The 22,342-nt window shown below is 42.9% G+C and carries 20 protein-coding genes; 8 read left to right on the plus strand and 12 right to left on the minus strand.

Going from position 1 to position 22,342, the window contains the following annotated elements:
- Positions 1-66: 66 nt before the first annotated feature.
- The 9 genes from Q1A86_RS17745 to Q1A86_RS17785 form a co-directional block, all read right to left on the minus strand.
- Positions 67-228: a DUF2986 domain-containing protein gene (locus tag Q1A86_RS17745; protein ID WP_299809558.1), complete on the minus strand. Its 162-nt coding sequence runs from the start codon at positions 226-228 to the stop codon at positions 67-69.
- Positions 229-418: 190 nt separating this feature from the next.
- Entirely contained in the window at positions 419-1,546 is a 1,128-nt protein-coding gene (neuC, locus tag Q1A86_RS17750; RefSeq protein WP_299809561.1) for a UDP-N-acetylglucosamine 2-epimerase, read from the minus strand.
- Entirely contained in the window at positions 1,546-2,589 is a 1,044-nt protein-coding gene (locus Q1A86_RS17755) for an N-acetylneuraminate synthase family protein (RefSeq protein WP_299809564.1), read from the minus strand. Before Q1A86_RS17755 ends, neuC begins: the two co-directional genes overlap by 1 nt.
- A complete protein-coding gene (locus Q1A86_RS17760; protein ID WP_299809567.1) occupies positions 2,586-3,269 on the minus strand; it encodes an acylneuraminate cytidylyltransferase family protein in 684 nt (227 codons plus the stop codon). The genes Q1A86_RS17755 and Q1A86_RS17760 overlap by 4 nt, the downstream gene beginning before the upstream one ends.
- 38 nt (positions 3,270-3,307) lie before the next feature.
- The gene (locus Q1A86_RS17765; protein ID WP_299809570.1) at positions 3,308-4,297 is read right to left on the minus strand and encodes a glycosyltransferase family 52; all 990 of its coding nucleotides are present in this window, start codon (positions 4,295-4,297) and stop codon (positions 3,308-3,310) included.
- Between the two features lie 3 nt (positions 4,298-4,300).
- On the minus strand, positions 4,301-5,308 hold the full coding sequence (locus tag Q1A86_RS17770) for a CDP-glycerol glycerophosphotransferase family protein (RefSeq protein ID WP_299809745.1): 1,008 nt from the start codon (positions 5,306-5,308) through the stop codon (positions 4,301-4,303).
- 86 nt (positions 5,309-5,394) lie between these two features.
- A complete protein-coding gene (locus Q1A86_RS17775; protein ID WP_299809573.1) occupies positions 5,395-6,480 on the minus strand; it encodes a glycosyltransferase in 1,086 nt (361 codons plus the stop codon).
- A gap of 2 nt (positions 6,481-6,482) precedes the next feature.
- Positions 6,483-7,496 (minus strand): hypothetical protein, encoded by a 1,014-nt coding sequence (locus Q1A86_RS17780; RefSeq protein WP_367277932.1) that lies wholly within the window; start codon positions 7,494-7,496, stop codon positions 6,483-6,485.
- Between the two features lie 129 nt (positions 7,497-7,625).
- Complete coding sequence (locus Q1A86_RS17785; RefSeq protein ID WP_299809579.1) at positions 7,626-8,708, minus strand: glycosyltransferase family 9 protein; 1,083 nt, start codon at positions 8,706-8,708, stop codon at positions 7,626-7,628.
- A gap of 85 nt (positions 8,709-8,793) precedes the next feature.
- On the opposite strand from Q1A86_RS17785, the gene Q1A86_RS17790 reads away from it, so the two are divergent.
- Positions 8,794-9,525, plus strand: coding sequence for a 3-deoxy-D-manno-octulosonic acid kinase (locus Q1A86_RS17790; RefSeq protein ID WP_299809582.1), 732 nt, complete (start codon positions 8,794-8,796; stop codon positions 9,523-9,525).
- Positions 9,526-9,601: 76 nt separating this feature from the next.
- On the opposite strand, the gene waaA is transcribed toward Q1A86_RS17790, so the two are convergent.
- A complete protein-coding gene (gene waaA / locus Q1A86_RS17795; RefSeq protein WP_299809585.1) occupies positions 9,602-10,867 on the minus strand; it encodes a lipid IV(A) 3-deoxy-D-manno-octulosonic acid transferase in 1,266 nt (421 codons plus the stop codon).
- Positions 10,868-11,043: 176 nt separating this feature from the next.
- Here waaA and Q1A86_RS17800 point away from each other — a divergent pair, with 176 nt between their 5' ends.
- The 5 genes from Q1A86_RS17800 (at position 11,044) to glpG (ending at position 15,517) form a co-directional block, all read left to right on the plus strand.
- A complete protein-coding gene (locus Q1A86_RS17800; protein WP_299809587.1) occupies positions 11,044-11,685 on the plus strand; it encodes a TetR/AcrR family transcriptional regulator in 642 nt (213 codons plus the stop codon).
- Between the two features lie 250 nt (positions 11,686-11,935).
- The gene (locus Q1A86_RS17805) at positions 11,936-13,132 is read left to right on the plus strand and encodes a glycine C-acetyltransferase (protein WP_299809590.1); all 1,197 of its coding nucleotides are present in this window, start codon (positions 11,936-11,938) and stop codon (positions 13,130-13,132) included.
- A gap of 78 nt (positions 13,133-13,210) precedes the next feature.
- On the plus strand, positions 13,211-14,236 hold the full coding sequence (tdh, locus tag Q1A86_RS17810) for an L-threonine 3-dehydrogenase (protein ID WP_299809592.1): 1,026 nt from the start codon (positions 13,211-13,213) through the stop codon (positions 14,234-14,236).
- Between the two features lie 112 nt (positions 14,237-14,348).
- Entirely contained in the window at positions 14,349-14,657 is a 309-nt protein-coding gene (gene glpE, locus Q1A86_RS17815; protein WP_299809595.1) for a thiosulfate sulfurtransferase GlpE, read from the plus strand.
- Positions 14,658-14,677: 20 nt separating this feature from the next.
- Positions 14,678-15,517, plus strand: a complete 840-nt coding sequence (gene glpG / locus Q1A86_RS17820) for a rhomboid family intramembrane serine protease GlpG (RefSeq protein WP_299809598.1) — start codon at positions 14,678-14,680, stop codon at positions 15,515-15,517.
- 113 nt (positions 15,518-15,630) lie between these two features.
- On the opposite strand, the gene elbB is transcribed toward glpG, so the two are convergent.
- Positions 15,631-16,284, minus strand: coding sequence for an isoprenoid biosynthesis glyoxalase ElbB (gene elbB, locus Q1A86_RS17825; protein ID WP_299809601.1), 654 nt, complete (start codon positions 16,282-16,284; stop codon positions 15,631-15,633).
- 387 nt (positions 16,285-16,671) lie between these two features.
- Between elbB and polA the strand changes: the two genes are divergently transcribed.
- Positions 16,672-19,431, plus strand: coding sequence for a DNA polymerase I (gene polA / locus Q1A86_RS17830; RefSeq protein ID WP_299809604.1), 2,760 nt, complete (start codon positions 16,672-16,674; stop codon positions 19,429-19,431).
- Between the two features lie 714 nt (positions 19,432-20,145).
- On the opposite strand, the gene yihA is transcribed toward polA, so the two are convergent.
- Positions 20,146-20,823 (minus strand): ribosome biogenesis GTP-binding protein YihA/YsxC, encoded by a 678-nt coding sequence (gene yihA / locus Q1A86_RS17835; RefSeq protein ID WP_299809607.1) that lies wholly within the window; start codon positions 20,821-20,823, stop codon positions 20,146-20,148.
- A gap of 169 nt (positions 20,824-20,992) precedes the next feature.
- Between yihA and Q1A86_RS17840 the strand changes: the two genes are divergently transcribed.
- Complete coding sequence (locus Q1A86_RS17840) at positions 20,993-21,613, plus strand: cytochrome c4 (protein WP_299809610.1); 621 nt, start codon at positions 20,993-20,995, stop codon at positions 21,611-21,613.
- Positions 21,614-22,342: the final 729 nt, after the last annotated feature.

The following is a 22,342-nucleotide window of genomic DNA, read 5'->3' on the forward strand; positions in this document are numbered from 1 at the left end:
AATATTAGCCGTGTCGGAATTATGGCATCTGGATCATGAAAAGTGACTTTTTGCGCAACAAACACTCTATTCGCTGTCTATTTGTTCAAGTTTTTCCGCTTCTACAGCCTCCAATCTAGCTCTTTCTGCCTTAGAAATGTACTTAGGCTTGTTGCTATTTTGCAGCTTAGCATTGGCTTTTTTTAGCTTGCTCATGTGTTTTAAGGTGATTTTTTTAGTGCGGTTCATTGTTACTTTCTACATAAATACGAAATAGGCAGCTTGATTATAGTTGTTTCGACGCATTTTTATAAAACAAATTAGTTGCTAGTTATCATTAACAGGCGAGCCTCAAAAAAGCAGCTAAGTTAAGGATCCGTTAGTGGCCTACCTTGACCTAAAAGCTGCTCACGATCTAATTTTATAAGAAGGGCCTTGATTAACTAATATCAACAAATAATTTTTGCTTACTCGTTTCCCAGAAGCCTTCAGAGGTTAGAGCACTCACGAACATCACATCACTATCACCAATACCAAACTCCGTTTCAGGTTCAAAATCACTTTGGTAAGCTAACTCTATGGCCTTTGAAATTTCATCAGCCTCTGTTGAAACATTAAAAATAGACTTCGCAGCCGAGCGACCATTTTGACGGCTTCCTATATTAATAGAAGGTAATCCGTAGAAAGGCGCCTCTCTGACACCCGCACTAGAGTTACCAATAATACATCTAGAATACTTTAATAAAGTCAAAAAACTCTCAAATCGAATACTAGGAAACATCCTCACATTAGGCTGTTCCGCTAATGGAAGTAACTCATCAATAATGATGCTAGATCCATGGTCATTATTCGGATAGATAATAATCAAATTCTTGTTAGTTGACTCTAACGCTTGCCTTAAAGACGAAACGTGCTCCTTCAGTTGGTCGACTTCAGTTGTTACGGGGTGAAACATAACAATAGCATAGTCATCAAAAGGCACTTCGTAATATTGTTTTACTTCCTCTAAGTCTGGCAAAGTATCAGATTTCATAATATCTAAGTCTGGAGAACCAATGATAAAAATAGAATCTGATTTCTCACCTAACTGCAACAACCTAGATTTTGCACTTTGATTTGATACAAAATGCAAATGAGCCATTTTAGATACAGAGTGCCGTATAAGCTCATCAATAGTACCTGAAACCTCGCCCCCTTCAATATGAGCAACCAGAATGTTATTCAACGCCCCAACAATGGCTCCAGCTAATGCTTCAACCCTATCTCCATGTACTACTATCATGTCAGGCTTCAATTCTTTTACATAATCAGATAGACCATGAATTGTTTTTGATAAAACAATATCCATTGAATCTTCATTATTCTGATTTATATATTTATAAATAGATTTGAAACCTGACTTCTCGACCTCAATAGCAGTCATTCCGTACTTTGCAAGCATGTGCATGCCAGTAACGAATAGATGAGCTTCCATACCTTTCATCGATTCTGTTTTCTGGATCAAGCTCTTTAACTTTCCAAAGTCCGCACGGGTACCTGTTAAGAAAAGGATTGATTTACACTGCATTACTCTATCGACTCTTTCTTTATTTGAGTATCAAACTTGATATCTTGTTTCGCAATTTTACCAAGTAAAGATTCATAATCTTCAGCTAAAAAATCACCAGTCCCAGGCCTTTTTACCCAAATATTTTCAGTTGAAAAGCTTTCACCAGCCTTAATTTCTGCTATAGATACAACACTTGCATAAGCAAAATCGATCGTTACCTGCTCTTCTTTTGCAGCCTCTTTTTGACCACCTCGCATCTGCTTCATTCGTTTAGACAGGGTAATTAACTCTTTACACTCTTGTATATCCATAGAGCAACAGATATCCGGACCAGAGCGATCTTTGCTATCGGTGAAGTGCCTTTCCAGCACCGACGCTCCACAAGCAACAGCTCCCAAACATGCTAGGTTATCAACACTATGATCAGACAACCCCACTACCGAATCAGGGAATTCACGTTGCAACTCTTCCATTGCTCCTATACGAATAAGCTGATCGGGAGTTGGGTATAAATTTGTCGTATGCAATAGGCAAAATGGTGTTTTATGCTTTCTGAAAATGTTGACAGCTTTAGAAATTGACGCAATGTCATTCATCCCAGTACTTAAGATAACTGGTTTCCCCAAACTCGCGATAAGTTCTAATAGTGGGTAATTATTACACTCACCAGAACCAATTTTATAAGCAGGAACACCCATCCGCTCTAACCTTAAGACTGCAGCTCGAGAGAAAGGAGTGCTAATGAAAATCGCGCCCTTTGATTCAACATACAGCTTAAGTTTTGTTTCATCATCTTCATTTAAAGCACATCTAGCCATAATCTCGTAAATTGATACATCGGCATTGCCAGGAATTACACTCTTAGCTTCACTACTCATTTCATCTTCAACAACATGAGTCTGGTGCTTGATAACTTCTGCTCCAGCTTCAACAGCAGCATCAACCATCTCAAAAGCCACTTGTAAAGAGCCCTCATGGTTAATACCAATTTCTGCAATCACTAAAGGGTCGTAATCTAAACCAACTTTACGTCCACAAATATCAAATACTGGATTGTTCATATTACTTCTCTCAAAATTTGTTCAACTTTTAGCAGATCATCAATTGTATCAATATCTGCAGATTCTTTTTCAGACATTACGAATGGAAACACATTATCTCTAGGTATTTGCTTGTTCTTCATAAACTCTTTTATATCAAAAATATAAAGCGAACCATTCGGTTGATATGCTTTTGGTAAATCTTGTCGCCTCATATATGGAGCTCCAGGACTAAATAAGCCCGTAATTGAGCCGTCCTCCATTTGCCTATAAGCTTTTATTGGCGTATGTGCAGGCTCAAAGGCCCCTAGTACAAGATTAGCTGCTTTGTCTTTATACAATTGAAATGCATTATCTATATGCATAGATGTTCTTAAGGGTGATGTTGGTTGCAACAAAGTCATTGTATCCATCTGAACACCTTGCTCCGAGAGATAACCAATTGCATGCTCAATAACTGACTCACTGGTAGAAGTGTCTTTAGCAAGGTCTTGAGGTCTTGGAATTATTAATGCTCCAAAATGCTTACTTATTTCAGCTATTTCTTCATCTTCAGTCGATACAAATACCATATCAATTCCAGAGGAATGAATGGCAGCTTGAATTGTCCAACCGATAAGTGGCTTGCCGCCTAACTGGAGCACATTTTTTCTTGGCAGCCCCTTGGAGCCACCTCTTGCCGTAATCAATGCTATATTCATTATACTTTCATTCGTATTTATCAGAATTACAATTAGGCTTACAAGCCTAATTTCGTAATAGAATGTCTTAGCTTCGGAGGCATCTCAAAGTAATCAGGTGCCCCAGCATAGATAATCTCTTCGCAAAAACCATCAAAACAATTACCGGCCGTAGAACTTAAGGATATCACTTTGTTCACGCGAACATTTAAAATAGGCATCAACTCGCAGGGGAAACTAGATTTCAATATTATAGCTTCTGGAAAATGATGCTGGTAGTCAGTGACCTCACGTGGGTGTGGCTTTATCACAAGCTTTGATGGATCAACTCCAAGCTCCTGCACCAACCTTCTGTAACCATTTACTTTTTTAATCTCTGTGTAATTATTAGACTCACTCCAAGGTTGGGTGAACAATATGCTGCATGTTTGATCTATTAAGCTAAAATCCGAGGCTGCCACATTGAAAATATCTAATATTTCTGACTGTTGCTTAAAATCCTTACCAGCCCACAACTTGAAGAAGTCGATAACAACAACTTTCCCTTCAAATGCTGGTAGTAAATGAATTGGTTTCGAGACGACGAAATGATCGATCCGACTGACTTTATTGGGCTCTTTTAAACACAATATATCAACAAGCCCACGTTTCTTGTCACCATGTGCCAATTCATAGTGTGTGGCAGTACCGTCTTCAATTTGAATTCGCTTAATGTCGATTAACCAATTATTAATTTGTCGAGCATGTCCAATGCAGATGTCATACTGCGAAAAAAGTTTCTTTTGAGCAATTTTTCGTGAAATATAGTTATATGGATTATTGAGTATTTTTGGCATAGGCTTTGGTATAAATTGGTAACTATCCTCCAAAACCTTAGTAAAATTTTTCAATCTTTCAATAAACTCAATTGAAATTCGATCACCGAAGATTAGAAAGTCTTTCTCTCTCCAGTTTGGATCACATAAAAGATACAGAAATAAACTGTAATAGGTACTTTCAAATACCAACACTCGATCTGTACTTACACCTATTTTTTCCAAGACATTCATTATTTACAATTTCCAATAACCTAGCTTCTTACGCATCTTAAGATGACGCAACAAGTTCATAGGCTTAGGTTTAAGATCATCTGTACCATTTTCAACTAACTTATCAGTAGCCGCTAAAACACGCTCACTAGATAGTCCATCTCGAAAAGGGTGGATGTCACCACAATAGCGTTCTATCTCAGCCATCAACTCTGTAGGTCGTCCCAGTACTTTCTCTATCGCTGGCTGGATTTCATCCAGTTCTTCTACATTGACTAGGTGTGAACTATGAGTTTGATTATTAAAGGTCACTACAGGCTTACCCTGTAGTAAAAACATAATCAAAATCGATGAAGTATCACACAGCATCACATCTGCTGCTTTCAATAACGGCAACACATTATCCGTTTCAACAAATGTCAGATTTTCGTTTTCAAGCGCCTTATACTTATCAACGATCTCTTGACCCATCTTAGGATGGAACTGTACCAACCAACGCCAATCTCCTTGTTGAGATAATGTCTTGATTTGCTCATAAACTACTGGTGCACAGGATAAACTACGAGAGAATGTCGAACAAAATAGAACAACTGGCCTGTCATCACCCTCCACATCATAAGGTCGCTCTAAACCCTCCTTAAACATAGGATCAAGTGTCGGCCAGCCGGTTTCAACCACTTTAAAGGTTCCAAATTTGTCGGCAAGTTCCTCAAAAGGTAAGGTTGTTGCTGGCCCTTGAGTACAGTAGAGATCGAAACAGTCACGTATTTCAAAGTGATCTTCACGACCTCTATGATTCATCTTGCCTGCATTAAAGCCATGGAATACACCCACTTTAACACCAGGAATAAAACGCGGCACAACATTACCAGGAACGAACACCGCGTCAGGCTTCCAAGATTTGACCTGCTCAATGGTTAAGAGTCGTTTCTCTGTTGGCTTTAAGAAGTCAGGATCGACCTCATTCCCTTCTAAAAACCAGCAAACTTCATCGCCTCTAGCCAGAATAACGGCTTGCAGAGGCCTCAACATGGCGTATGAATAATTCTGCGCTATATATAATAGATAACGTTTGTTGTTCGCACTCACAACAATTCCCCTCACAAACTCTTCAATGTTTATTTAACCAACGCCAAATATTCTTGAGCAATCCGTGCTGCTTGTACTTTTGCTAAAATATCGACTTCTACCAATTTTGGTGGCCCTACTAATACTTCATCTAATTTACTTGCCAAGGCATTTGGATCGCGACGAGGAACTAAAAACCTTGCCAACTCTCCGCTCATAATTTCGCGCGGCCCATGAGGGCAATCGGTACTGACCACAGGAGTGCCACAGGCTAATGACTCAATTAAAACGGTCGGTAGGCCCTCAAAGTCAGAACTCAACACCAAGGCTCTGGCATTTTTAATCCAAGGAAATGGATTTAACTGAAACCCTGGAATAATCACCCTATGCTCCACACCAAACTTCTTAGCAGCTTTAAGCGCCTTTTTAGGCTTATGGCACAAAAGCACTACTGGGATCTGGCTCTTCATTTTAGCCATTGACTGAAACAGCACATCATGACGCTTCTGCTTTACATATCGCCCAATGTGTATCAAATAATCGCTATCGGGGATCTCTTGAGCTTTCTGCTGTGATAGCGCAGTAATATCATCGAACTCAAACGGATTATAGATACACCTTATCGAAGCGGGCTCAATACGCTTAGTCCGTACAATTTCATTGGCAATCCCTTCTGACACCGTCACCAGATGCTGCCCATTTAATGCTTTTTTAGCCCAAAACTTATTTAAATAAGCAAAAGGGCCCAGCTTAGCGTGCCGTATTAGCTCCTCCTCTACAGAGGCATGCACCACCACAAACAATGGTGAAACCTCAGTTTTCACCATCAAGCGGTTAGTTTTATCTAAGTTGGATAAAAATAGATCAAACTTTCCAAATTCAGCTTCAATATTATCAATCTTCTTTCTCAACCTAGAAACTGCAAATTTGAATCGGAAAGCACGATCAAAATCTTTATCTTCTTTCGTAAAACAGACATGAACAGGCAAACTCGGAGGGATATCAAATGCAACGCTATCAATCATCACTAAAAAATGGGCTTCATGTCCCATCTCAGTAAACTCTTTAGCCAGTGTTAGCATCACTTTCTCAGCACCACCACCAGCCAAACTATCAATCGCGATTGCAATCCTCATTACTAGTCTCCGAATTTTTTATGGAATAACTCCGTGATGATATTCATCCCCATATCTAGGCCGTTAATACACTCACAACTTGCCAAAGCCGTTTCTAATTTCAACAGGTTTTCAGCTTCAATCAACTTTACTAGTCCATCCGATATCCGCTGTGCCTTACTGTCACTAGAGACGGTTAATCCACTATCTTTACAGACCTTTAGCCGATAATGTTGATCTTTCGATACCGCAACCGATAAGCTTGGCTTCTTCAGCGCGATTGCCTGCAGTAAAGTATCTCCCCCACTCAGCACAGCGACTTTGGCAGCATCGAGCAGATCGATTAACTCACCATGATTCAACTCTTTTATCGCTGTAACCCCTTCAGCCTCAACCATATCATTAGGATAGTTAGGCCCATAGACGATCACGCAGGGGAGCTGCGTAGCTTGATAAATACTCGCAGCCGCTAGCGCAAACTCTTCAACAATAAAGCCTCGACTATTTGTGTGCCCTCCCGAGCCTGCGTTGAGTAAGATGAACTCGCCGGCAGTTAGGCCATACTCGCTTAGAAGAGCGGCTTGATTTATGGGGTTAGGATTAACGAAAATAGGCCCAATCACCTTTGGCTCTGGCTTTTCGATTAACCTCAATTTTTGTCTGTCTAGCCAATTAATTGGACCGATAACAAATTCAGGCTGTACCACCCAATGGCTATCAGTTACCCGCGCTCGTAGTACCTTCATTCCTCTACTGCGCTTGCGCTTATGCTGACTTATAAAAATCACTTTTGCGCCTAGCTTATTCGCATGCACCAATTGAGAGCGTCGACCAGATGCATCAAAGATGACAAAGTCTGGCAGGAAGAAAGACATAAAGTCATTCACCGCTTTAATATTTTTTGTTGGAGTATCGTCTAAAAGCGCTGCAGGAAAGGGGCAGCTTGAAGCATAAGGTGCATGACGACTTAAGATAAACTGAATCGTCGCATCGGGCCAGCGACGCTTAACTTCGTTAGCAACAATCAATGATCGCATGTACTCACCCACCCCCTCAGAAGAGGATACTGGTACAAATAGAAATTTTGGAGATCTTAAGGGCATTGAGTCAACTCATCAAACTACGAAGAAGCATTATGCTACGGGCATACTAGCAAAAATTTATGCTTATGGTTGTTCTAACAAGCCATCTAGCTGAGCAATAACACTATCAACATCGATTCTCTCCATCAAATCACTCCCCTTAGCACGAGTGCCCCAAGGAATAGATCTACCAGGATGCTGCTCGGCAATGACCTTATCGTAAACGCTAACCACTGAACCTAAACAGGTATATGGGCCGGTTCGTCCAGGATTTGAATGCGCATATAAACCAATCACTGGTGTGCCTTGGGTAACAGCCATGTGTGCAGGACCAGTATCAGGCGCTAACACCACACTCGCTTGTTTAAGTATTGCCAGTAACTGTGGCAAGGAGGTTTTACCCACTTGATTTTCTAATACAGATTTAGTCGCGCTCTGGATATTTTCAGCCAGTTCCTTTTCAAGTGGTGTTGGACCACCACATAAAATCACTCGATAACCTTTCGCTACTGCATGATCTGCAATTGCAGCATACCGCTCAGGTAACCAGTTTCGCTCAGCTTTACTGGCGGCAGCGCAAACAACCAACACAGGCGTGCCTGTGGGAATTAGCGCTTCGGCAAACTCACTATCGCCTGCAGGAACCGGAATATTCCAGCGTGGAGACAAATCAGTTACCCCGACAGCCTTAGCAAAGCCCATAAAACCGTCTAAAACATGAGGGGTCGCCTGTGGCTCGATATGATGATTAGTCACTAACCACTGCCCTTCTTTCGCTCTGAAACGATCGAAGCCAATACGCACTTTTGCCGATATAGCTAGCGATGCGATCGTCGCTCGCAAAGCAATCTGCATATGCAGTAATACATCAAATTTACGACCTTTGAGCGCTCGCTTTAAGTTGAAATAACTGCGCCAGCCCTGTGACTTATCAAAAATCACAAACTCCACGCCCTCAAGATGTTTAAGCAGCTGATACTCTACCTTACCTAAGATCCAAGTGATCTTAAGCTGCGGGTAACGACGCTGTATCGCTTGCACCATAGCCACCGCATGGCAAACATCGCCTATTGCTGATAGCCTCAGAAGGCATAAAGACTCAGCCTGACTTAAGTCTAAGCTGCTTGATTTTAAGTTCTGATTGTCACTTGAAGTTGATAAGCTCATTAGTGCTCGAAGGTTATTTAGCGCAATTCACCGATCTTAATGTAGAATGCCTGCAGGTTCCACGCTTTAGCTTACAATTCTATCTATGAAGTTTAAAAAAACCGCCAAAGGCAGCATCGCTTATTGCCAATATACGCCATCCGACATCGAACCAACTTGGTTCGGCGCTGACTTTTGGCGTGAGAAATCTGCAATAACTGGTTCATCAAAGGGGCGCTATACCACTTGGTTCGTCGATGCTAACAGTGTTGCTAGCGAACAAAATCAATGGGTACTTCGCCACTACTATCGTGGTGGTTTGATAGAAAAAGTCAGCCGTGATCAATATCTATTTACCGGTTTAGAGAAAACCCGCGCAATAGCTGAGCTCGCTTTATTAGAAGCCTTGTATGAGCAAGGCTTTGCGGTGCCTAAGCCCATCGCGGCCAATGTTGAACGCTCAGGTCTATTTTATCGAGCAGACTTAATCATTGAGCGGGTTGAAGGCGCAGAAGACTTAGTCGCTAGACTGAGTAAAGCCACTATGTCGACAGAGCAGTGGCAAACTCTCGGTGAAGCGATTGCCGAGTTTCATAATCATGGCGTTTATCATGCCGATCTTAATGCGAAGAATATTCTTATCTGTGACGATAAGTTTTACCTGATTGACTTTGATCGCGGCGAGCTAAGGAAACCCAATAGTCAGTGGCAGCAAGCTAACATGAGTCGCCTACTACGCTCATTTAGAAAGGAGCTGGGTAAACAGCCAGATTTAGCATTTACCGAAGAGAAGTGGCAGCAACTGCATCAGGCTTATCAAGCCAAACTCAATCAGTGACTTTTGAGTTAAACTGAATCAAAAAGGTCTGCATCAATGCAGACCTTTTTTGTGCTTTTATCTGTGGCACGCCGCACTAACTCTTAATAAACGAAGCCACCACCGCCAACTGCTTAACTAGCGAGCCACGGTTCTGCTCAACCACAGCTTTTGCCGCTTCACTCGCTTGGCGATAAGCCAGCTTATCATCAAACAACCGAATCAAATTTTGCGCCAGCGCTTGAGCCGAATCGACAACCTGTAAACCACCTGCCGACTCCAGTAATCCTGTTATTTCAATAAAGTCTCGATAGTTAGGTCCCATCATCACAGGTAATCCCATAGCAGCCGGTTCAAGTGGGTTATGACCACCGTGTACAATTAATGAACCGCCAACAAAAGCTTGATCGGCGGCGCCATAAAAGGTCAGCAACTCCCCCATAGTATCACCCAATACAACTTGCGTATCGCCTGATACCGCGTCGCTTTTACTGCGCCTAGCGAGGCTCAAGCCTGCGGACTTAATTGCTTGCGCCGCGGCATCAAACTGCTCTGGATGTCGTGGCACCATAACCATTAGCGCATCAGGGTAGCTGACCAACAACTGTTGATGCGCCTGAATCAACAAATCAAATTCACCAGGATGGACAGAACCCGCCACCCAAACGGGCTTATCCGTTGCCTGCCACTGAGCCCTAAGTGCTTTTGCGGTTTCAATTCGCTGCTGATCAATTGAGATATCAAACTTCAAACTACCACAAACCGTTACTCGCTCACTTGCCACACCTAAAGCGATAAAACGCTCAGCAGCCTGCAGTGACTGCGCCGCAATACCATCGAGTTGCTTTAGCATAGGTGCCGTCAGCTTTTGATGCTTACGGTATGAATCGGCTGACTTTTGCGATAAGCGCGCATTTGCCAATAACACCTTAGCATCAGCCTGTTTAAGATAATGGATCAAGTTTGGCCAAAGCTCTGTTTCCATAATAATGCAGTATTTAGGGGTCAACTGTTTAACAAAGCGCAGTGCACACCACATCAAGTCGAATGGTAAATAGCAGTGCTGCACACTGGTGCCAAAAGCACGAACAACTTCAGCTGAACCTGTAGGGCTAGTGGTGGTGATGGTAATACTCAGCTTGGGATATTGCTGCTGGATCTGTTTGATTAAGGGAATCGCCGCTAAGGTTTCCCCCATAGACACCGAATGCACCAAGAGGTCGGTTTGCTTTAATGATTTAAAACCAAAACGCTCATTCCAGCGGCCACGATAATCTTTGCTTTTAAAGGCGCGCATCGCAAGATACACCAGCAACAGCGGAGTAATTAAATATAAAACTATCGAATAGAGGGTACGATTCATCAAATTTGCTACTTTCTTGCGTTTTACTTGAACAATTGCGTTAATGCTAACATGATAGTCAGGCCTTAACGTAATTACACAGGTGTAATTCAAACGGAATAGGCATAATAAAGGCAATTAAGCGGTCAATTATTTGCCGAGCTAATTATACCGGATATTAATCATTTAGGATGAATATGAAGACCCGTGACAGAATCGTACAAGCCAGTTTAGAGCTGTTCAATGAACATGGCGAAAGAACAATCACAACCAATCATATTGCCGCCCACCTAAATATTAGCCCTGGAAACCTCTATTACCACTTCCGCAATAAAGAAGACATCATACGTTCGATTTTCGGCCTTTATGAGCAACATCTCGAGTCTGGTTTTCAGCCTTATGTCGATAAAGAGGTCGATGTTGATCTATTAGTCGGCTATTTCGATGCGATGTTTTATACCCTTTGGCAGTTCCGCTTCATGTATGCCAATCTTGCCGATATTCTCAGCCGCGATGAAACCTTAAAAAACCGCTACCTTAAGGCCCAACAAGATGTGCTTGAACGCTCAAGCGGCGTACTAGAAAAGTTGACTCAAGATGGCTTCTTAGCAGTTAATCCTGAAGATATTAAACCTCTAGCCGACACCATAAAAATGCTAGTCAGCTTTTGGATCAGCTATAAGCTAACGCAAACTCAGTCAAACATCGGCTCAATCACCAAAGAGTCGCTATATGAAGGCCTGTTACGGGTAATCATGTTGTTTAAATCCTACGCGACACCGAGTTCACAAGCCACATTTGTGAGACTAGAAGAGCACTACCGCTCACAAATGCAATAACAGCTTCATTTAGTCTAAGCGCATGAGCAAGCTTTCATGCGCTCACTATAGCGTCTGTTGCCATCACCTTCCTTTATCTCGACTAAAACCTCAGAAGTTAACCATTAGTTTAACTAATGTAAAATCTAGGTATTCCCTAATCTAATTAATCCCGATTTTAGTCTTAAAAAAAGGCTGTAGAGGCGCGCGAATTAGGGTTAAAATGCCAGCACTCCAATACTCAAAATAATGCTAATTAAGGAGAATAAAGGTGCCTAAAACCTCATTCTACGACCAAATAAATCAACAGCTTGACGACGTAAAAGCCGAAGGCTTGTATAAAAGTGAGCGGGTAATTGTTTCTCCTCAACAAACTGCAATTGAAGTTAATGGCGACCAAGTTATTAATTTTTGTGCCAACAACTACCTAGGTTTAGCTAACCACCCAGAGCTTATCAAGGCAGCGCAAGCTGGTCTTGATGCCCACGGCTTTGGTATGGCGTCGGTACGTTTTATCTGCGGCACCCAAGATATCCATAAGCAACTAGAAGCGAGCCTTAGCGAATTTTTAGGCATGGAAGACACTATTCTTTACTCTTCATGCTTCGATGCTAACGCAGGCCTTTTCGAAACCTTATTAAGCGCAGAAGATGCGATTATCTCTGACGCACTAAACCACGCATCGATTATCGATGGTGTGCGTTTATGTAAGGCTAAGCGCTTCCGTTACGCTAACAACGATATGGCTGATCTAGAGGCGCAACTTATTGCCGCTAAAGAAGCGGGGGCTCGTAACATCATGATCGCCACCGATGGCGTGTTCTCAATGGACGGCGTTATCGCCAACCTAAAAGGTGTGTGTGATCTTGCTGACAAGTACGGCGCTCTAGTGATGGTCGATGACTCACACGCTGTGGGCTTCGTTGGCCAAGAAGGTCGTGGTACTCACGAGTATTGCGAAGTGATGGATCGTGTCGATATCATCACTGGCACATTAGGTAAAGCACTGGGTGGTGCATCGGGTGGATTCACTTCTGGTAAAAAAGAAGTCATCGACTGGTTACGTCAACGCTCTCGCCCTTACCTATTCTCAAACTCATTAGCTCCATCAATTGTGACGGCATCAATCCATGTACTTGAGATGCTCAAGTCCGGCCAAGCACTGCGTGAAGCGGTTTGGGAAAACAGCCGTTACTTCCGTGAAAAGATGTCAGCGGCAGGCTTCACCCTTGGCGGTGCCGATCATGCAATTATTCCTGTGATGATTGGCGATGCCAAGTTGGCAGGTGATTTTGCTAACCGCCTATTAACTGAAAACATCTATGTCATCGGCTTCTCTTTCCCTGTGGTACCAAAAGGCCAAGCGCGTATTCGTACGCAAATGTCTGCAGCCCACACCAAAGAGCAGATCGACAAAGCAATTGAAGCCTTTACCCGTATCGCTAAAGAGATGGGTATTATCAGCTAAAATCAATAAGGGCTAGGTATAGCCCTTTTTTGCATGACATTAAACAAGCTGCTAAGCCGGCTTGTAATAGGTTATAAAATGAAAGCACTTAGCAAGCTAAAGCCTGAAGAAGGCATCTGGATGGTTGATGCGCCTAAGCCAGAGGTGGGCCACAACGATCTACTGATTAAAATTCGTAAGACCGCTATCTGTGGTACTGACGTTCATATCTACAACTGGGACGAGTGGTCACAAAACACCATTCCAGTGCCTATGGTTGTTGGTCATGAGTATGTTGGCGAAGTCGTGGGTATGGGTCAAGAAGTTCGTGGCTTCACTATTGGTGACCGCGTATCTGGTGAAGGTCATATCACTTGCGGGCATTGCCGTAACTGTCGTGGCGGACGCACTCACCTATGCCGTAATACCTCTGGCGTCGGGGTAAACCGTGAAGGTGCCTTTGCCGAATACTTAGTTATCCCTGCATTTAATGCCTTTAAGATCCCAGATGATATCTCTGATGACTTAGCCTCTATTTTCGATCCATTCGGTAACGCGGTGCATACTGCGCTGTCATTTGATCTCGTCGGTGAAGACGTTCTGATCACGGGTGCTGGCCCTATAGGTATCATGGCTGCTGCCGTTTGCCGTCATGTTGGCGCACGCCACGTTGTGATTACTGACGTTAACGAATATCGTCTAGAGCTAGCCGAGAAAATGGGTGCAACTCGCGCTGTTAACGTAGCCAAAGAGAAGCTTGAAGATGTGATGCAAGAACTTGGTATGACGGAAGGCTTCGATGTGGGGCTAGAGATGTCAGGTGTGCCAAGCGCTTTCCACTCTATGCTCGATACCATGAACCACGGCGGCAAGATTGCTATGCTAGGTATTCCTGGTGGCGACATGGCGATCGACTGGAGCAAGGTGATCTTCAAAGGCCTTATCATTAAGGGCATTTACGGTCGTGAGATGTTTGAAACTTGGTATAAGATGGCAAGCCTTATACAATCGGGGCTAGATATCTCACCAATCATCACTCACCACTATAGTATCGATGAGTTCCAGCAAGGTTTTGACGCAATGCGTTCGGGCCAATCAGGTAAAGTTATCTTAAACTGGGATTAGATTGTAGCCACTGTGTTTTAGCAGTGACTATTGGCTCCTAAGAGCGGCTGTAATACATCAATCTTTGGTATTGCAGCCACAATCTCCCCTTATCAAATAATACAGGTTTCCTATGTCAGCGTTTCAACACCTTAGTGTTAATCAACTTATCCAGATGCAAGCAGAGTCAGCAGAACTGCAAATTATTGATATCAGAGATGCGGCAAGCTTTGAAGCGGGCCATATCGACGGCGCCTTTAATCTAAACAATGAAAACTTAGCTCACTATATTAGCGACGCCGATATGGATTTACCATTGATCGTAGTTTGCTATCATGGGATAAGCAGCCAAAGTGCGGCCACCTATCTCAATGAGCAAGGCTTTGATGACGTCTACAGTTTAGACGGTGGATACAGCGCTTGGCACCAAGCAAACCTTTAAACTAGTGTGAGGGTAATCGAATGATTGAGATTGGCAGGCTCCCCAATAGCCGAGCAGCGCAGGCTCTCATTGACTACCTTAAAGGGCTACACATAGACTGTGAACTGGTGCCAACCGAGCAAGGTGTAGCTGTTATGATCCATGATCAGCATCACTTCGACAGAGCCCACCGCGAATTCCAAGCCTTTATTCATAACCCTTATGATGAAAAGTATCTCGCAGCATCTTGGGAGAATGGTAATACTCAAACCAAACTCGATTATGGTAACCCGAGTCTACAATTGGTCAGCCAGTTTATAACGGGGGCAGGTCCGCTTACCCTGTTAGTATTCTTCACCTGCGCTGCTATCTACGCAGCGATGAATCTTGGCTTTGCGAACCCGATCTTCGAGCACCTGTCTTTTTTTGGTGCTACGTCCTCTGCCACACTGAGTGAATTCTGGCGGATATTTACTCCTAGCCTGCTGCACTTTTCAGCCATGCACATCATCTTTAACTTACTCTGGTGGTGGTATCTAGGCGGTAAAATTGAGAATAAACTCGGCTTTACGCCACTATTTATCTTGTTAATCGTTGGCGGTACGCTACCCAATATCTTGCAGTACTACATGGCGGGGCCTGGCTTTGGTGGTCTATCTGGCGTGGTCTATGCGGTTGTGGGTTATACATGGATCATGGGCGTAAAACGGCCCGAATCTGGCATCGGCCTGCCACCAGCCTATATCGGCTTTATGCTTTTATGGTTAGTCTTTGGTTTCACCGATATGTTTGGCTTATCTATCGCTAACGGAGCTCACCTTGGTGGTTTACTCGTTGGGGTTATCCAAGGCTTTATCGACAGTAAAACTCGTAAGCTTTAGCTGCTCACTCTAATATCCATACCAAGGATAACTAGGCTTATCTGTTCAGCACTTTTAGTATAAGTCCCATAATAAGCCCGCTCTCTGCAGGCTCACAATAAATGGAATAACGATTACGCCATCTCTAACACTTTACTGACTAGCTTACTAATCCCTGAATGTGCTTCTACAATGTTATCCGCCAGCATATAGGCTGGCGTGCTCACCACTTTATGCTGTTCATCGACCATAATATCGTGAACAGAGACCGCGTGATGCTGGCCACCTTGCAACTCAAAGGCCGCTGCAGTGCCTTCATCAGCTCCTATCGTGCCGCTAACGCCCTGACCATAAAGCTTAGGGATCATAATCGGCGAAATACAGATAAAGCCTACTGGCTTATGGGTGCTGGCAAACTGTGAAATAAAGCGCTCAACACTGGGTTCGACCGAATGTTCAGCGCCTGCCACCGCAAAGTCACATAAATTTTTAGCAGCGCCAAAGCCGCCAGGGATCACTAAAGCATCAAAATCGGCAATATTCAGTTCATCAACGGCTTTAACTTCACCACGAGCAATTCTTGCTGATTCAACCAATACATTGCGGATTTCGTTCTCCGCAACCTCGCCAGTTAAATGGTTTACGACATGGTATTGAGGGATATTTGGCGCGAAACATTGGTAACTAGCACCGGCTTTAGTGATCTCCAGTAGCGCTAAAACCGACTCATGTAACTCGGTACCATCATAAACACCGCTACCACTCAAAAGAACTGCTACTTTTTTCATTAAAAAGCCTCTTTATATATCATATTGTTTTAACAAAATCGTAATAAACTGCTTGATCAGATTATTTATCATGCTAAGTTAGGTCAACACTTTATCAAGTGACCAATATTTAACCAAGGAATGGATTTGAAATACGCATAAAAATAAAAAGTCCACATAATTAATTCAAATAGCAAAAATAAAACTCACTTCACACATTTAATTTTATTAGCTATTTATCAAAGACTTAGCCTGTCGCGCATTTATTCCTCTTTTTTATCAAGATCGAGTTACCCTGTTCCATTCACAGAGTTATCCACAACCTGTATCTTATTTTTACGTGGCCGAAATTGCCCTAATATGGCATGCTAGCGCCATCATCGAATACCGATAAACGAATACTAAACTATGCCAAAAATTGCCGACAACCCCTTAATTCTTGTGGATGGTTCTTCATACCTTTACCGCGCTTACTATGCACCACCTCACCTAACGAATTCTAAGGGAGAAGCAACCGGTGCCGTCTACGGCGTGATCAATATGCTTCGCAGCTTGCTTAACCAATATAAGCCATCACAAATGGCTGTTGTGTTTGATGCAAAAGGCAAAACATTCCGCAACGATATGTATTCAGAATACAAGGCACATCGTCCAGCTATGCCAGATGATTTGCGTACGCAAATTGAGCCGCTACACCGAATCATTAAGGCGCTCGGTTTACCGCTGGTGTGCATTCCAGGTGTCGAAGCCGATGACGTAATTGGCACTATCGCCACTCAAGCTAGTAAAGAAGGCCGCGCGGTTCTTATCAGTACTGGCGATAAAGACATGGCGCAATTGGTTGATGACAATGTCACGCTAATCAACACCATGACTAACACCATCATGGGGCCTGCAGAGGTCACCGAAAAGTTTGGCGTGGGCCCAGAATTAATCATCGATCTGCTAGCCTTGCAGGGTGATAAAGCCGATAACATTCCAGGCTTACCTGGAGTAGGAGAAAAAACGGCACTAGCCATGCTAATTGGTGTAGGTGGTGTTGAACAGATCCTCGCGGCGCCTGAGAAAATGCCTGAGCTCGGATTCCGAGGCTCTAAGACCATGCCAGCTAAAATTATTGAACACTCTGACATGCTCAAGTTAAGTTATGATTTAGCAACCATCAAGTTAGACGTGGAGCTTGAGCAAGATTGGCACCAGCTATCTATCTTACCTGCAGATAAAGATGAGCTAGTTAAGTGTTATGGCGAAATGGAGTTTAAGCGCTGGCTAGCGGAAGTGCTCGACAACAAGGGCGATCAAGCCGCTGCAACCACTGAATCAGAAGATGACGCGCCGGTAGCAAAGCTAGATATCGAAGTTGAATACGATACTATTCTGACCCTAGAGCAACTCGATAGCTGGATTGAAAAATTAACTGCTGCCGAGCTTATCGCCATCGACACCGAAACCACTAGCCTCAACTATATGGAAGCTAAGCTAGTCGGGATCTCTTTTGCAGTTGAAGCTGGCAAAGCCGCTTATCTACCTATCGCTCATGACTATGTCGGTGCACCAGAGCAACTAGATAAAGCCATTGTATTTGAAAAGCTACAACCACTACTAGAAGATGAGGCCGTTAAAAAAGTTGGCCAAAACCTCAAGTACGACATCAGTATTTTTGCGAATGCTGGTATTACTCTACGTGGCGTACAATTTGACACCATGCTTGAGTCTTACGTATTTAACTCGGTCGCTTCAAAGCACAACATGGACGATTTAGCGCTTAAGTACCTAGGCCACAAGAACATTAGTTTCGAAGAAATTGCAGGAAAAGGGGCTAAACAGCTCACCTTTAACCAAATTCCACTCGACACTGCAGCCCCTTATGCCGCAGAAGATGCAGATATTACTCTACGTTTACATCAGCACCTTTGGGGACGACTAGAAAAGCACACTGAGCTTGCTAGTGTATTTACAGATATTGAATTACCACTGGTCAACATTCTGTCTGATATTGAGCGCCAAGGCGTTTTAATCGATAGCATGTTGCTTGGTCAGCAGAGTGAAGAACTCGCGCGCAAGATTGATGAGCTAGAACATAAAGCCCATGAGATTGCTGAGCAACCTTTCAACCTTAGCTCACCAAAGCAACTGCAAGAACTGTTTTTTGAAAAGCTCGGCTACCCAGTTATCAAGAAAACACCAAAAGGCGCACCATCGACGGCAGAAGAAGTGCTAGTAGAGCTAGCATTGGATTACCCACTGCCTAAGATCATCTTAGAGCATCGTAGTCTCGCTAAGCTAAAAAGCACCTATACCGACAAACTCCCATTAATGGTTAATGCTCTAACAGGCCGTGTTCACACTAGCTATCATCAAGCGAATGCCGCTACAGGACGTTTATCATCAAGCGAGCCTAACCTACAGAATATTCCAATTCGCACCGAAGAAGGCCGCCGTATTCGTCACGCGTTTATCGCACCAGAGGGTAAAAAAATCCTCGCAGCCGATTACTCGCAAATCGAATTAAGAATTATGGCGCACCTTTCACAAGATAAGGGCTTACTGACCGCCTTTGCCGAAGGAAAAGATATTCATAAAGCGACTGCAGCAGAAGTCTTCGATGTCGACTTTAGTGAAGTCACCTCAGATCAACGTCGCCGTGCGAAAGCGGTTAACTTCGGCTTAATCTACGGTATGTCAGCATTTGGTCTAGCCAAGCAGCTAGATATCCCAAGAGCCGAAGCACAAAGCTATATCGATACTTACTTTAAGCGCTACCCTGGTGTGCTTAAGTATATGGAAGAGACTCGTGCGATTGCCGCCGATCTTGGTTATGTATCGACGCTATTTGGTCGCCGTCTCTACTTACCAGCGATTAAAGACAGAAACGCGATGCGCCGTCAGGCTGCTGAGCGCGCTGCGATTAACGCGCCGATGCAAGGTACGGCAGCAGATATCATCAAGAAGGCGATGATCAATATCGCACAGTGGATTGAAACTGAAACCGACGGCGAAATCATCATGATTATGCAGGTACACGATGAATTGGTGTTTGAAGTCGACGAAGCCAAGGCTGAGCAGTTACAAGCTAAGGTGTGCGAGTTAATGGCCGCGGCGGCAAAACTCGATGTAGAACTGCTGGCAGAAGCTGGACTGGGTGACAACTGGGAACAAGCTCACTAGTTTATCTCAACTTAAAAAGGGCGCTAATTAGCGCCCTTTTTATTGCCACTAAACTATAACGATCCATCTCAACTAATCGCTCTGCAAACGCTTCAATTAGCTTACCGTATAAATAAGCCCCTACCGCGTCCATTCGCAAAAAAGTAAATAACGACAAAACACCACACTGAGACCAAAAGCGGATATCGCAATATAAATAATTGATATGCAGCTGTTAAACTGAAACTTTGCGATCAAAGGGTGTATTTTTATTGAGCACACTTTGGGATATCCATCACATTATTGTTTGTTTTTTACAAAAACAGTTTTTCATATAACGGTTAATGGAGTAATATTCTCTGCGTAGGGTACAGAGGTTAAGATGTTCTATCTTTCAGACCTTTTTTTACGTTTGCTACTCTGTAGTAAATGGCCAAATTATGGCGCCCCAGCAAATCTAATTTGCTGGGGCTTTTTTTCGTCTGAAATATTTTTTAGAGTAATTACTTTAAATTGAACAAAATTCGAGTTATGCTGTGTTCATTGAGCGATATCAACCTATGTTTGATTGAACTTGAGTCTTGTTGAATTTAGCTTCTCCCCAAAAGAGCTAATTTATGCCGATGGTTTATACCGTCGGTTTTTTTTGCCTAAATTTCTAATTCCCAGCGAAAAAGACAAAAAAAACGCCCCTAAAAAGGAGCGTTATTTATTAGTTTGCTTAGTGGTAATAGGTTACTTTTTATCAGCTTCCGCTTGAGCCGCTATCGCATCGGCTTCAATTTGCTGCATCAGCCACTCAGGCTTACACCAGCTATCGAGAATGCCCAGCACCTTACTTTTACCAATTCCCTTTAATGAAGAAAAAGGCTCAACCTTTACCGCATCATCAAATTCGCTTAATTTCTTGCGTACAGAATTAACCATCTTCATTCTATCACTTTGCCCTAGCTTATCAGCCTTGGTTAATAGTGCTAAAACAGGAATATGGCTTTCTACTGCCCACTCGATCATCTGCATATCAAGATCTTTTAGCGGATGACGTATGTCCATTAGTACAACAACACCGCTCAGGCAATCACGCTTAAGCAGGTACTCACCGAGTGATTGCTGCCACTTCAACTTAAGCGCCAAAGGTACTTGAGCAAAACCATAACCTGGTAAGTCGACTAAACGGCGATGTTTATCCAACCTAAAAACGTTAATTAACTGCGTACGCCCTGGTGTTTTACTGGTTCGAGCAATTTTCTGCTCTGTCAGTAAATTCAGTGCACTCGACTTACCCGCGTTAGAACGACCCGCAAACGCAATTTCTACCCCAACGTCACCAGGGAGATATTCATTCAAGTGCGCAATATCTGGCGCACTAATTAAAAACTCTGCTTTACGGAAATCGATACGAGATTCACTCACAATTAACTCCAAAATTTTATCAACTTGCTTAGCTAAATATCGAAGAGTTGCTTACATTTTCACAATTTCGTGTAAAATATTACCCCGATCACATAAAATACATTTTATCACGCTTGCGGGTCTTCCTAGTAAGCTCATGACAAATATTTTAATAAGAAGTTGGAACGCCATGAAAAAGTTAGCTCTTGCGCTGTCTGTTTTAGCCACAATATCTTCACCTGCTATGGCAGAAGGAAATGCTGAAGCCGGAAAAACTAAAGCCATCGTTTGCTCTGCTTGTCACGGTGTTGACGGCAACAGCATGATAGACATGTACCCAAAACTTGCAGGTCAACACAGTACGTACCTAGAAAAGCAATTACATGATTTCCGCAGTGCAGCACAAACTGCCGGCAAAGAAGGTCGTATGGACCCTATCATGGGCGGTATGTCTGTCGCCCTTAGCGATCAAGACATCGCTGACCTTGCTGCATTTTATGCTAGCCAAACCAATCAAGGTATCGAAGTTAAAGATATCCCTGAGCTAGGTGAGCAACTATATAAAACGGGTGACTCGGCTCGAGGCATCACCGCTTGTATCGCTTGTCATGGTCCTGAAGGTAAAGGAACTGAGCTTGCGGGCTTCCCAGCTATCAACAGCCAACATGCCAACTACATCAAGATCCAGCTAAATAAGTTCCACGATACAAATCGTAACAACGACTTAAATGGCATGATGCAAGACGTCGCGAAAAAGTTAAATGCAGCCGACATCGACGCATTATCTAAATATATATCAAGCCTTAAGTAAATATTAGCAAGATATAAAAAAGACGGTTTGACCGTCTTTTTTATATCATCTTGTTTACGTTTACGTAAACTTAAGGCAAAAACCTGCTTGACAGAGATCACAGATTTAGGTTTAAATAAGCCCCGTACCGAGATGAACCCAACTGTTAGTACAAAAATTAGTTAATAATAACTCTCAGATTTCGGTATATATACATTTAAGATATAAGAATAAAGTAACAAAAAAATAATAATAATATTGAGACCACTCACTAAAAATAATAAGAGTCGAGATTTCAGTTTGAAGTCCAGGTCGCAAGAATTTAGTAAGGATTTGGTTAGGAAGGCCAAAACGCTATTTAGCATTCACCCTTACATTCAGAGAAACATCTACCAATAGGAAAATGTTTGTAGGATACAGACATGGCATAGGAAGCTGATGCTTTGGATGCACTTGCGGGAAGCTTGTTATCACTGGAAGATACTTAAAAAAATATACAGGGATGGTTACTTAGGCGTCATTGGATGGACGAATAAAAATTGTGATGTGTCTTTAAAGACCATCTACGGAAACTGTTGTCGGGAAGACGACAGGTCTAAAAATAAAGTGTCTGGAAGACCATAAACTACAAGACATGCATGGAAAGCTGACAAAAAATAAGATGGATATTGACCGGGATAGTCACATAGCAAGTATGGATACTTGAAATCAGAATTGGTGTCGATTGACACTTTATAGAGGCGACAGATA

It is taken from the genome of uncultured Shewanella sp., from assembly GCF_947497935.1.
Lineage (GTDB): Bacteria > Pseudomonadota > Gammaproteobacteria > Enterobacterales > Shewanellaceae > Shewanella.

Excerpts from the sequence above, each read along its gene's own strand:
- Q1A86_RS17755 (WP_299809564.1), bottom strand. The coding sequence starts at position 2,589 with ATGAACAATCCAGTATTTGATATTTGTGGACGTAAAGTTGGTTTAGAT.
- tdh (WP_299809592.1), top strand. The coding sequence starts at position 13,211 with ATGAAAGCACTTAGCAAGCTAAAGCCTGAAGAAGGCATCTGGATGGTT.
- Q1A86_RS17790 (WP_299809582.1), top strand. The coding sequence starts at position 8,794 with ATGAAGTTTAAAAAAACCGCCAAAGGCAGCATCGCTTATTGCCAATAT.
- neuC (WP_299809561.1), bottom strand. The coding sequence starts at position 1,546 with ATGCAGTGTAAATCAATCCTTTTCTTAACAGGTACCCGTGCGGACTTT.
- Q1A86_RS17840 (WP_299809610.1), top strand. The coding sequence starts at position 20,993 with ATGAAAAAGTTAGCTCTTGCGCTGTCTGTTTTAGCCACAATATCTTCA.
- Q1A86_RS17765 (WP_299809570.1), bottom strand. The coding sequence starts at position 4,297 with ATGAATGTCTTGGAAAAAATAGGTGTAAGTACAGATCGAGTGTTGGTA.
- Q1A86_RS17760 (WP_299809567.1), bottom strand. The coding sequence starts at position 3,269 with ATGAATATAGCATTGATTACGGCAAGAGGTGGCTCCAAGGGGCTGCCA.
- glpE (WP_299809595.1), top strand. The coding sequence starts at position 14,349 with ATGTCAGCGTTTCAACACCTTAGTGTTAATCAACTTATCCAGATGCAA.
- glpG (WP_299809598.1), top strand. The coding sequence starts at position 14,678 with ATGATTGAGATTGGCAGGCTCCCCAATAGCCGAGCAGCGCAGGCTCTC.
- Q1A86_RS17785 (WP_299809579.1), bottom strand. The coding sequence starts at position 8,708 with ATGAGCTTATCAACTTCAAGTGACAATCAGAACTTAAAATCAAGCAGC.
- Q1A86_RS17800 (WP_299809587.1), top strand. The coding sequence starts at position 11,044 with ATGAAGACCCGTGACAGAATCGTACAAGCCAGTTTAGAGCTGTTCAAT.
- Q1A86_RS17745 (WP_299809558.1), bottom strand. The coding sequence starts at position 228 with ATGAACCGCACTAAAAAAATCACCTTAAAACACATGAGCAAGCTAAAA.
- elbB (WP_299809601.1), bottom strand. The coding sequence starts at position 16,284 with ATGAAAAAAGTAGCAGTTCTTTTGAGTGGTAGCGGTGTTTATGATGGT.
- Q1A86_RS17770 (WP_299809745.1), bottom strand. The coding sequence starts at position 5,308 with ATGTTGAGGCCTCTGCAAGCCGTTATTCTGGCTAGAGGCGATGAAGTT.
- Q1A86_RS17775 (WP_299809573.1), bottom strand. The coding sequence starts at position 6,480 with ATGAGGATTGCAATCGCGATTGATAGTTTGGCTGGTGGTGGTGCTGAG.
- waaA (WP_299809585.1), bottom strand. The coding sequence starts at position 10,867 with ATGAATCGTACCCTCTATTCGATAGTTTTATATTTAATTACTCCGCTG.
- polA (WP_299809604.1), top strand. The coding sequence starts at position 16,672 with ATGCCAAAAATTGCCGACAACCCCTTAATTCTTGTGGATGGTTCTTCA.
- Q1A86_RS17780 (WP_367277932.1), bottom strand. The coding sequence starts at position 7,496 with ATGCGATCATTGATTGTTGCTAACGAAGTTAAGCGTCGCTGGCCCGAT.